Source organism: Pseudoalteromonas luteoviolacea (genome assembly GCF_018100925.1).
Taxonomy (GTDB): domain Bacteria; phylum Pseudomonadota; class Gammaproteobacteria; order Enterobacterales; family Alteromonadaceae; genus Pseudoalteromonas; species Pseudoalteromonas obscura.
The window spans coordinates 610,682-622,796 of sequence record NZ_JAGJEH010000001.1; the positions used below are offsets into that span (position 1 = coordinate 610,682).

At 39.9% G+C, this 12,115-nt stretch carries 8 protein-coding genes; 4 read left to right on the forward strand and 4 right to left on the reverse strand.

Features of this window, described 5'->3' with window-relative positions; translation table 11 throughout:
• Positions 1–314 precede the first annotated feature (314 nt).
• Together J8M00_RS02350 and J8M00_RS02355 are read right to left on the reverse strand one after the other, a co-directional pair.
• Positions 315–1,907, reverse strand: a complete 1,593-nt coding sequence (locus J8M00_RS02350; RefSeq protein WP_211008759.1) for a S8 family serine peptidase — start codon at positions 1,905–1,907, stop codon at positions 315–317.
• Between the two features lie 1,111 nt (positions 1,908–3,018).
• Positions 3,019–3,393: a hypothetical protein gene (locus J8M00_RS02355; protein WP_211008760.1), complete on the reverse strand. Its 375-nt coding sequence runs from the start codon at positions 3,391–3,393 to the stop codon at positions 3,019–3,021.
• A gap of 1,239 nt (positions 3,394–4,632) precedes the next feature.
• Here J8M00_RS02355 and J8M00_RS02360 point away from each other — a divergent pair.
• On the forward strand, positions 4,633–5,478 hold the full coding sequence (locus tag J8M00_RS02360; protein ID WP_211008761.1) for an alpha/beta hydrolase: 846 nt from the start codon (positions 4,633–4,635) through the stop codon (positions 5,476–5,478).
• A gap of 132 nt (positions 5,479–5,610) precedes the next feature.
• On the opposite strand, the gene J8M00_RS02365 is transcribed toward J8M00_RS02360, so the two are convergent.
• Positions 5,611–6,903, reverse strand: coding sequence for an alkaline phosphatase (locus J8M00_RS02365; RefSeq protein ID WP_211008762.1), 1,293 nt, complete (start codon positions 6,901–6,903; stop codon positions 5,611–5,613).
• A gap of 129 nt (positions 6,904–7,032) precedes the next feature.
• Here J8M00_RS02365 and J8M00_RS02370 point away from each other — a divergent pair, with 129 nt between their 5' ends.
• The 3 genes from J8M00_RS02370 (at position 7,033) to rnd (ending at position 10,859) form a co-directional block, all read left to right on the forward strand.
• The gene (locus J8M00_RS02370) at positions 7,033–7,905 is read left to right on the forward strand and encodes an alpha/beta fold hydrolase (protein WP_211008763.1); all 873 of its coding nucleotides are present in this window, start codon (positions 7,033–7,035) and stop codon (positions 7,903–7,905) included.
• 122 nt (positions 7,906–8,027) lie between these two features.
• Complete coding sequence (fadD, locus tag J8M00_RS02375; RefSeq protein WP_211008764.1) at positions 8,028–9,677, forward strand: long-chain-fatty-acid--CoA ligase FadD; 1,650 nt, start codon at positions 8,028–8,030, stop codon at positions 9,675–9,677.
• Positions 9,678–9,728: 51 nt separating this feature from the next.
• Complete coding sequence (gene rnd, locus J8M00_RS02380) at positions 9,729–10,859, forward strand: ribonuclease D (protein WP_211008765.1); 1,131 nt, start codon at positions 9,729–9,731, stop codon at positions 10,857–10,859.
• A gap of 160 nt (positions 10,860–11,019) precedes the next feature.
• Here rnd and J8M00_RS02385 read toward each other — a convergent pair whose 3' ends face one another.
• Positions 11,020–12,114, reverse strand: a complete 1,095-nt coding sequence (locus J8M00_RS02385) for an MBL fold metallo-hydrolase (RefSeq protein WP_211008766.1) — start codon at positions 12,112–12,114, stop codon at positions 11,020–11,022.
• Position 12,115: the final 1 nt, after the last annotated feature.

Here is a 12,115-nt window from a genome sequence, read left to right on the forward strand (position 1 = left end):
AACCTAAGTGTATATTAATAAAGCTATTAATTGTTTTTAGGTATTAGCTGGTTTTATCAAAAGAATTTGAGTGGTGCATGGTGGAGTTATGGTATCTCAATACCTCGAATTGGTGATGTTTTTATATTTATAAATTGTTAATAGCTGATAATATATATTTAAAAACAATAACGCGGCAGGTTGCTTTATTGTTGCTATATTTAATTTAATTATTGAGGGTTTGATTTCACTTCTTCAGAAGTGAGTCGACGCAATCACAGCCGACTCAATGAGAAAAGTAAAGTAAAGTGAGGTGAGACTCACTTTACGTGTGTTTATTTATATGAGTAGTTTAACGTTACACCATTGTAATTGTTGTAACCATATAGGCTGATGTGCCATGTACCCGCATTTGGATTAGTAAATGAGCACTGCTCTTCATTACCATTTTTCCATGGACGGCAAGTATAGTTGTTAGCGTCTGGTTGAGCGTTGTATCTCACGTAAAGGTCAGCATCACCTGTGCCTCCTGTGATCGCCAAGTTCATTTCTTTCACTCCCTGTGGAATATTCCATGTGTAGTGGGTCCAACCATTTTGATTACCTTGCAAGTTTGGTAAAGACCCGTTTACTGGTTTAACATCACCTGGGTTGCCCGGATCGCCGCCACCTTGACAGCCATTTGCAGAAAGGTAATCTGATGCACTTTTCGCTTGGGCGATACCATGTCCATAGTAATTGTCACGGCCAGCTGCGCCCTTGTCTTTTGCTGTAGCGTTAATGGCTGCACGGATCTCTTGGTTTGTACATTGCGTGTGATGGCTCCAAACTAGTGCTGCTACACCTGCAACATGAGGCGATGCCATAGATGTACCACTTAGACTTCTATAAGTATTAGTTGGATAAGTTGAGTTTACATTCGAACCTGGCCCTGCAACCTCGACTTGGTCATTGTATTGAGAGAAAGAAGAGCGAGACTCGCTTGATGTTACAGACGCAACAGAAATGACCGAATTGTAAGATGCTGGGTAAGACTTAGAGCTATTTCCGTCGTTGCCTGCAGCTGCCACAAGCATCATGCCGCCATTTACGAAGTTTTGCATCGCCGTATTTTCACTGCTCGAATAGTTACCCCCGCCTAAGCTCATATTAACAACATGAGATCCTGCGTCTTTACATTGCTGGATAGCATTAATGAGGTTCGACGCGTGTGTCCACTGACCATTATCGTTAAATATTTTAACGATATGAAGGTCTACGCCAGGGTAAACACCTACCACACCTTGACTGTTGTTTTCGGCCGCAATGGTACCGGCAACGTGCGTTCCGTGACCATTTCCGTCATTATTCCATCTACCGACGGCATTATTGTTCGCAATGCCTGTGACGTTACCGTAAGGTAAATCTGGGTGCCCTAGATTGTAACCTGTGTCAATTACACAGACTTTTCTTGCAGAGGTGTTATTTTGAGACAGTAAGTGTCCTTGCACCATATTGATACCGTATGGCGTACTTTGTGCGTAAGGGCTAATTACGCCGTCAGATTTAGTGGCATCGAATAAGAAACGCTTTGGGTCAATTTCTATCGACTCAATAGATGACAAGCCGCGCAATGTTTCCAGACTATATTCGTCTAGTTCGGCAACCATGGCTTGTTGACCATTAAGCGAGAATAATGGTTCAGCACCAGCTGTAAACAGGAAATTCATAGCAATAAAGTCATTAAAGACTCGTTTTTCGGCTGTTTTTTCACTCTTAAATTTAATGATGTAGCGGTTGTTGGTTGCTGATTTTTCCTCTAACTTAAAAGCGCTTAGCTGCTTTAGTTGTTGCTCTTGCAGCACAGGGGCGTCCGCCAAAGTTGGAAAACTCATAGCTGATACCATGATGGTTGCTACTGTAGAAAGTTTAAATCGCTTGATACTCATGTTTGTTCCTTGTTGTCTTTAGTTACGGTTGTTTTGAACTGATAACTCACTTAAACATCAGCACTAAAAAACAGAGCATAAAAGTGGTTTAACTGCTCTTTCAATTTCATAAAATTGACTTAAGTTAAACATATCAGTTACATCTTGTGTGTTTTTTAAACAACCTTACACTTGGAACGGTCTAACCGCAACTCTGAAACTGACTTCAATACGCCAAGTTGTACCTTGTATGGCTAAAATTTAAGCTAAAAGCTATTGTTAAGTATGCACTTTTTATCAACATGAAAAATTCTAATAATGAGCCAAAACTACATTGTAGTTGTTAAATTTGGGTTAATCCACTTGGGGTGGAATGTTCTTTTGGTAAAAATTCGAGGAGTTATCTCTGCACATTTGCTTCATGTATGGTTTGTTAGAACAAACAGCTTGGAAATGAAGTCACCTAAGGGGGCCAAATACTCTGAGCGATAGGGGCAGTCAGTATTTGTTTATTAGGTACACAGGACTATTTTGCTGAAAGAGAGAGCCAAGCATCAACATTCGATGCCCTAAATTCGCATGAAAACGCGATTGCTGCGACAAGAAACGACTATTTAATTCGCAGTTCACCAATAGGGATAAGCCTTGAGTGCGAGTTGAAGTTGTCATATATACAGCTCAATACGTGAGAAATTAGGCTGATAATAAACATGTGCTGTTTTCAATTAGCCATGTTTCACCTGCTCGGTATGAACTAGGCTACTACGATAAGTTAATGGAGTTGAGTATAGCGGTATAGCAGTAATTAAACTGTTTTCTATGAACTTGGTCGATTCTGAACAATGTTAGCTACTTACAAAGTACTGGTCATTCGAATATCGCTAGTGTGGTTCGGGATTAATACTCAGAAAGTAAGTGACTGGTTTTAAGTTTTTGATAGGTAATGTACTTTTTATGGGTTCTCAATATTTGTAAGAATAGTATTTTTAACTCTGGGCATTATGTATTAAACCTACTTTGTCGTTTTTCCAAAAGACATAACTAAAAAACCAAAAGCTTATTGGGGGCTAATCAATTTGCAGCGCCCGTTAAATTTAGACAAGGCGCTGCTGTTTTTAAAAAGCCCTAAATTTTAGTGGCCTGTTTCGTACGACGCTCTGGCAGTATTTGTTCTTTCCCAAGTGCCATCTTTATAAAGAATAAGTGCTGATGCCGTATTGCCGCCTGAATAAGCTCTAACAGTAACATTACAGCTTGTACCACCGCTACATCTTGCAATACCGTCCCAACGAACCTCTTCAATATCCTTCGTCACATCTTTGAGATAAAAGCGGCCTGACGTTGAGTTACCGAACGAAAAATCGAGCGCCATACAATTTTGAGTGCCATTACCCCATGAATGGCCGCCACCTTTAGCATAGACGTCACATACAACTTGAGCTGAGAAAGCAGATCCCGCGAAGAAAGTACCAGCAATTAGCGTAAGAGCTTTTAAAGTAGTTTTCATTTTAAATTCCTGTTTATTGATATTTTTTAATGTTGCGCATCAGCGCAATAACAAGGTAGTAAACAACTCTAACTGGAGTCAATAGGGTGAATTTCTCTTTGATTTGTCTGTTCTTGCTTATTAAGTAACTAGATTTTTCTTATAAGTCGGATAATTTATCTAAAGCTATTGAGGGTGAATTATTTTGATTTTTTCGAATTTGATGATTTACCTTCTTATTTTTTAACGTTTGCAGTGCTTTGATAAGGTAGGTCAGGGCGAAAGAGATAAAATTCAATTTATTTTATTCTTGGTTGGTGCTTTTACTGTGAATTTAATATTGCATTCTTTTAACGGGTTGATTTTATGAACTATAAATTGCAGATTTTTATTTTTCTTCTGTGTAAATGGTAAGTAAATTTGAAACTTTCAAACGTCGAAAAATTCAACGTTGTTTTTTTGTTGCTTTTTTGTTTCCAAGTGTTTTAGCGATTCAAATTAGAGTGTTTTTCAATTTTTAGTCGATATACACGTAAGGCATGAATGCGCATCGACTAGGAAAACAATACACGTTATAGATCCTAGATTAATGAAACATGAACAGTGCAATAGAGGAGGGGCAACTTGGGTTGAAAAGAATACCCTTGCAAATTATTCTGAATCGGAACCCACACATACAGGAAGTATCTTCGTATATTTTTTATAGGGCTCAAACCGGGTGGGTTGAACTTATATTTTCAAACATCGAACCAAAGTAAGTTGAGTCGTATTACTAGGATAAGAAAGACACTTAGGTAACAATGCGAGTATTAGGTAAGTTATACAGAAGTTACAATACACGCACTGAAAAGCATCGCATTCACGTCTTGCCGGCTAAGCGGATCTTTCGACAGGCTATTACTCCCGATGAATTAAGAGTTAGGTCGCTGATGCATGATTTTGGTTAGCAAAAAAATCACATAATGATCTAATTGGTCATTGTCGTTTTCTGGCGGCTTAATTTCTATTTAATGGCGCAAGAGCGGACTAAAACGAGTATCTTGCTGATTTCCAAAAAACGAAAAAGGTGTGTTCACTATTTAGTGCTTTTCAAAGCCTTATTAGGAAACGTATTACTCACTAAGTGTCGGGTATAATTACTACTAGCCTAAGGGTTTTGTATAACTCAGTTATTTTTAGTTACAAGATGGGACTGACAATGGCTTGTCAGTTTCTGCTAAATTAATCACTCCATCGCTAAAGAATAATAAGGACAATACGATGAAAAAGACAATATTAGCCCTGGGGCTTGCAACAGCGCTAACGGGTTGCTCGGTGTCTATTAAGGAATCAAACTTTATTAGCCAAGACGAGGTGGTCACTTATTATAGTCGTGATTTTGTTGAAAAGCTGAACGCTAAGACGCCTGAACATGAAATTAGACCAATCTCAATTCAAGTCAATGGAGAGGCTGTCGTATTACACGGTCTACACTTTGACCATGCAAATACAAAAGACACCATTTTATATATTCCCGGCAATGGTATGAGCGTTGAAAAATCAGTGAGTACTGAACTTAGTGATATTGTGAAGTACGATTATGATATTGTTGTATTTGACCGTAGAGGCTTAGGTGCGAGCAATGGAAGTGCAACGATTTCAACCTTAATCAGCGATGCACAATTAAGTTACGAATTTAGTAAAAATGAATTGGGTGCTGAAAAATTAATAGTTCATGGCTTTTCTCTTGGTAGTTTTATTGCGGCACAAGTTGCCAAAAGTAACTCAATTGATGGCCTAGTAATGCAGGGTTCTGCGACAAACGTTGCTGATTGGATCGACGAAGCCATTCCTTGGTACAAAAAAATGTGGGTTGATGTGCAGGTCGATGATGTGTTTTTTTCGGTCAATAATGCGCAAGTCCTTAGCGATTATTATCAGGGTCCACTGCTAGTGATAGGCGGATCAAAAGACAAGCAAACACCAGTATCTTTGTCACATAGACTATACGACGCAAGCCAAAGTATTGATAAACAGATAGTGATATCTGAAGAGGCTGGTCACTACAAAATGTTTGATAATAAGCAAGTACGCTTAGCTTACGAGGAGTTTCTCAATAAGATTTAGCGGCCACTTGAGAGACACGGAACTGCGGACTATGTGTTTTGTCCCTTGCAATAAAAGCCGCTAAAAAATGACTTAGATGGTCAAGTTCGGCGGTTTTAGTACCGCCAAACCTTCATATTTAAAACAAACTAATTACTCAATAAAAGAAATTAGCTTTTCAGCAATTTGGGTGTTGTTTTGCGAACCAATAAAATGTTCACGGCCTTTTCCGTGGGCAAATACTTGCACATCAATTGCTGTGTGGCCTCCAGTAGTCCAACCTGTATAGCTTGCTTGGTTGATGTATCCATTGATGACGTCAAAAATTGCTCTATCGCCGTTAGGCTTTGCCTCAGTGAGCTTTTTAGCTATGTCTTCAGAATATTCTAATCCGGTCAGCTCTACCCAGTCACGTTCAATATTTTTGCTATCTTTAAGCTTTTTCGTGATTGTTTTGACAGAGTTTTTTACATTTGCTACGACGTCTCGTTCCCATTTGTAATCGCCGTCAGCTCCAAGAGTTAAACCGCCTGTTGAGTGGTCAGCTGTGATTACAAGTAGCGTGTCGGGGTTGTTGTCAACATAAGCCTTAGCCAGTTCAATAGATTGTGCGAAATCTTCCATTTCTTTCATGGCACAGGCAATGTCATTAGCATGACCACACCAGTCGATTTGACTTCCTTCGATCATGACAAAAAAGCCTTTATCGTTTTTGTCTTTGTTCAGCAAAGACAGTGCTTTTTTTGTCATATGTGTCAGGCGCAAAGGACTTTCATCTATAGCGTAAGGCATGCCCTTTTCTGCAAAAAGCCCAATTGCTGGAATTGATTCAATGGTATTTAGCTTGTTCAAATTATCAATATATTGATAGCCAGCCTGTTTAAATTCAGAGACAATATTACGGTCTTCGCGAATAAAATACTTAGTACCACCCCCTAGCATAAGGTCAACAGGCAGCTTACCTGCAACTTTTACATCAACATAGTCGTCAGCAATTTCATCGTAGTTACGACGAGATTCATTATGTGCTGCAAAGCTGGCTGGTGTAGCATGGTTTATTTGAGAGGTAGCGACTAGCGCTGTGGTTTTTCCGTTTTCTTTTGCCATTTGCAGCATGGTTTTTAACGGCTTCTTTTTTGTGTCGACCGCGATTGCACCATTATAGCTTTTAATAGCTGTGCTTAGCGCAGTTGCTCCTGCTGCACTGTCCGTAACAACCGTGTTGTCGTCTGGGTAAGTATGCGCCATGCCAACTAAAATAGAGTCAAACACAGTTGGTTCTACAGTTTTTGTTGTTTTATCGTCTTTGTAGTATCTATACGCAGTTGTGTATGCCGGACCCATACCGTCACCAATCATATAAATGATATTTTTTGGTGCAGCGTAAATTTGACTACTTGCCAAGAGAGAGATAGCCGCTGCAACTGCCGAAATTTTGCGTGACATAGTTTTTCCTTTGATTTCCCGTGTTTGGTTTAAACGAGTTTTGTAATAATTGATATAATTATTACCTTAAACGCTTAAGTTTTATCGCGTATGATCTTAACTAAATGTGATTGTGAAGAATATCAATAAATGTCGATTAATAAAAAAAATGAGATGAAAGACTATTTTTGCAATGGTTTTGCGTGGCAGCAAGTTGGTCATGGTCCTAATGCAGTGGTGTGTTTGCATGGTTGGCTGGACAACAGTAACAGTTTTAAGCCCATGGCAGAGCTATTATCCGAGCAGCACTTAGCAATGCATACTTGGTATCTGGTGGACTTACCAGGCCATGGTCGTTCAAAGTGGAAATCGGCGGATGCACAATATTATTTTATTGACTATATATACGACGTGATCCGATTTATGGACGCAATAAACTTGCCGCAGGCGCATTTTGTGGGTCATTCAATGGGGGCGTTTATTTCCAACTTGCTGGCTAGCACTTTCCCAAATATGGTGCAGTCATTGAGCTTAGTGGATGGTATAGGGCTCGTGTATCAAAGTCCTGAGCATGTGAAATCAAACTTGATTAAAGCCTTTGAAGAGAGAAAAAAGCTTGCTGCTCAGCCAAAACGTTGGTTTGACGATAGACAATCAATGGTCAGAACACGGGCTACAGTCGGCAAGTTTAGTGATGATATCGCAGAGATATTAATGGCCCGTACAATAATCAGCGAGCAGGGGAGGTACACGCTAAGCTCTGATCCTAAATTAAAATTGCCCTCTACGATTAGGCTAGGCCAAGAACAAGCGATGAGTTTATTAGATAAAATCACAGTAGACACTATGCTTATCTTACCAAATGAAGGATATGCTCAAATGCGTGATAACATGAAACAATTTCTTCCATGTTTTGATACGCTTAGCGTTTCAAAAGTTCAAGGAGGGCATCACTGCCATATGCAATACCCAAAAGAAATATTGAAAGAGATCGTCTCTCATATTGAAAAAGCAAGGGGCTAGTTGATTGTAAGTTTGCTTTAAATATGGGAATATCCCTCAGTTAGAGTAATTACTCAATTGTTTAAGTGCCTTATTTGCTTTAAGGTAAGTGTAAAAAAAGAACGAGAATACAGGAGCTAAGAGTGGAAAAAATCTGGCTAAAACGCTATCCAGAAGGCATGCCGGCGACGATTGATCCAGAGCACTACAACTCGCTGCTAGAACTAATAGACGAATGTTTTACCAATTATGCTCAGTTACCCGCTTATTCAAATATGGGCAAAACACTGACATACAAAGAAATAGACAATGCGACTAAAGCAGTTGCAAGCTATATTCAAAATACGTTGAAACTTGGGAAAGGCGATAAAGTAGCGGTCATGATGCCGAATTTACTACAAACGCCGATCACCATTTTAGGTGTACTCAGAGCGGGCTGCACGGTTGTAAATGTGAACCCTCTGTACACGGTTCGTGAGTTGGAGCATCAACTTAATGATTCAGAAGCTAAAGCGATTTTTATTCTAGCGAACTTCGCTAGTACGCTAGAAAAGGCTTTGCCTTCGACACCTGTGAAACACATAGTGATGACGCAGATTGGGGATTTGCTTGGTGGTGTTAAAAAACACTTAGTGAATTTTGTCGTCAAGAAAGTTAAAAAAATGGTACCTGCGTATAATTTACCATCGGCCATTCCGTTTGCTCAGGCAATAAACGCAGATCCCAATAGCTACAAAAAGCCAGACGTTAGCCAAACTGATTTGGCTTTCTTGCAATACACTGGTGGAACTACAGGTGTTTCGAAAGGTGCAATGCTGACCCATGGCAATATGGTTGCGAATTTAGAGCAAGTTTCAGGCTGTTTGGACAAAGTTCTAGATAAGGGCAAAGAAGTCGTCATCACGGCTTTACCGCTTTACCATATATTTGCGCTCACTGCGAATTGCCTGACATTTATGAAATACGGCGGTCACAATATCTTGATCACTAACCCTCGTGATATGGCTGGGTTTGTTAAAGATTTGGCTAAGTATCCGTTTACCGTTATTACGGGTGTAAATACCTTATTTAATGGTCTACTCAACACTGAAGGTTTTGCACAGTTAGACTTTTCAAATCTAAAAGTGTCTTTAGGTGGTGGCATGGCGGTACAACGACCTGTGGCTGAAAAGTGGCAATCTGTCACCAATTCTAGATTGCTTGAGGGCTACGGCCTGACTGAATGTGCGCCGCTTGTCACGATTTGCCCGCTAGACCTTGAAGGTTACAATGGCTCGATAGGCCTACCTGCACCTAGCACGGATCTAAAAGTTGTGCTTGAAAACGGTGAAGAAGCACCAAAAGGTGAGCCGGGTGAATTGTTAGTTAAAGGCCCACAAGTCATGGCTGGATATTACAACAGGCCTGATGCCACAGCTGATTGCTTGCAAGATGGTTGGTTCGCTACTGGAGATATTGCGACATATGATGATGAAGGGTTCTTTTATATTGTTGATCGTAAAAAAGACATGATCTTAGTCTCTGGCTTCAATGTGTTCCCGAACGAAATTGAAGAAGTCGTTGCCAGCCATGATGGCGTTCTTGAAGTTGCCGCTATTGGCGTACCTCATGAGGTAAGTGGAGAGCAAGTAAAAGTTTTTGTTGTAAGAAAAGATCAATCTCTGTCAGAAAAAGATATAATAGCGCATTGTCGTGAAAACCTAACAAACTACAAAGTTCCTAAAATGGTTGAGTTTAGAGATGAACTACCAAAGACAAACGTAGGAAAAATATTACGTAGGGCGTTAAAATAAGAAAAAACCGGCAGCAGCCGGTTTTTTTTCGCTAAATGCGAAGGAGTCAATGTGCAGTATCAGTTTATTCAATACCAAGCTGAATTAGATGAGTTTGTAAGCCTCATTTCGGATAGTAAAATTTTGGCAATAGATACCGAGTTTATGCGAAGAAGAACGCTTTACCCGGAAAATGCCTTATTGCAAGTCTATGATGGTAAACATTTGGCGTTAATAGACCCCTTGGTAGACATGGATTTCTCGGCGTTGTGGGCATTATTTACGTCACCTGATGTGATTAAAGTGATCCACTCTCCTTCGGAAGATATTGAAGTATTTCAAAACTTTGCAGGTATAGTACCGGCGCCTCTTTTTGATACTCAATTTGCCTTACAGCTTTTAGGGGAGGGCAACTGCGTTGGTTTTGCTAATATGGTTAAATCATTGCTAGATATTGAGATAGATAAAAGCATGTCTCGTACAGATTGGTTGAAAAGGCCCCTGTCGGATAAGCAACTTGAATATGCAGCTGCTGATGTATTTTACTTATTACCCTGTTTCGAAAAAATCATTGAGCAGATAGAACAAAAGCAACTGTTTGATATCGTGATTTCTGAAAGTGAACTCATCGCTAAAAAGCGTGCATTCAGAACCCCTGACGAATACATTTATCTTAACATCAAAAATGTATGGCAACTGCGCAGTCGCGATCTGGCTGTGTTGAGAGAGCTTGCTGCATGGCGTATGAATAAGGCTGAAAAAAAGAATATTTCAGTAAACTTCATACTCAAAGAGCTCAATATGGTTGAAATTGCGAAAAGAAGACCTACTTCATTAGCAAGTATGCGCAATATTCCTGAAGTTGAAGCGATGGAAGTGAACCGTTCTGGTAAAGAAATCTTAGCATGTATTGAAGCGGGTCGAGCTGTTGAGGAAGATGCATTACCGTCCAAAGTTAAGCGGTTAATCGATTTTGCGCAGTATAAAAGAGCAGCTAAAGAGATTAAATCTGACATCACCCAAGTTGCGAAAGAGCGCAATTTACCAGTGGATGTGATCGCGTCCAAAAAACAAATTAATCAGGTAATAAGTTGGAATTGGAAGCTTACCGATACACAACGGCAAGTGATGATTAAACCTGACCTTTTTCAAGGTTGGCGCAAAGAAATCATTGGTGATGCGCTTAAAAAGTGGGAAATTTAAGCCTGCTAATTGGATAATTTATGTAGACGTGTAAAAGGCACTGGCGCTGTGCCTTTACTTTTAAAGTTTATTTAGTTGTAGCAAACATGGGCCATTAAGCCCTAATTAGTCTGCTGTTGCTAGCGAAGTAATGATTACTCGCTATCAATAGGATATGCAACTATAGCTTAACTTGCTCACCCTCATTTAAAATATATAGTGGAGTTGTACTTTTTAGCTGGGTTTTCATATGGAGTAGTCTAAATAGCGCAGAATGAGAGGAATGATCTCCCATTTTCCAGCTCATATTGCCATGACCCCATGGGATCATTACCCCACAATTGAGTTCTTTGGCAGCTAAAAGCGCATCTTCGGGTGTTAAATGGACATTACGATACCATTTTCCATGTGTTTCATGATGGTATGACGCAATTGGAATGAGGCATACGTCCATATCGCCGTACTGTGCATGAATATCTTTAAAGTGTCCTGAATACCCTGTATCACCGGCGAAAAACAGTTGTCTGCCAGCGCTTTTAAATACCCATCCACCCCACAAAGTTTCGTCGTCATCATTGGTGATCATAGGCACAACTACACGGTTGCTGAAATGGTGTGCTGGAACAAAGTGAACACCAGTCTGACCTACGTCATATTGAGTATACCAAGGCATTTCAACAATATTGTATCCGCCAGTTGGAAAGTAGTCGGCAAAGTTTAGTGGAGTAAGATAGGTAGGTTGATTACCGATTTTTTCGATATCAGATTTACTAAAATGATCGTAGTGAATATGTGAATAAACGACTGCCTTGGCATCGTTCAAAGTTTGTTTTTGGTACGCGGTTGGTTCATTGCGATAAAATCCGCCTGCTAGGTGCACAAAAGCCCAATCTACTGGCCAATCGAATTGTCCTGTTACCGGGTCAATCAAAATGGTTTCCCCTGTGGGAGTTGTGACTGAAAAGCTGGCATGTCCTAACCATTTTACGTCAAATGTATGCTGTTCATTGATAGAGAAAGCGGGGTTTTCTCCGATGTATTGACATGTTTCCATATCGTTTTGACATTCAATATATTGACTCTTAGGGTAACAATTTTCTACACAGGTATGGGGGTAAGTCTCAGGCATTTTGTAGCTGTTAGCAAATTGATGTGTGTATCCTTCGGTAGACTTATATTTTATCTCTTGAGATGGCTCTAAACGATTGACATTGTTTGGGGTGGCGCAGCTAGCAAGTAAGATGCACATTGGCAATGGTAGGTATTTGTTTATCATG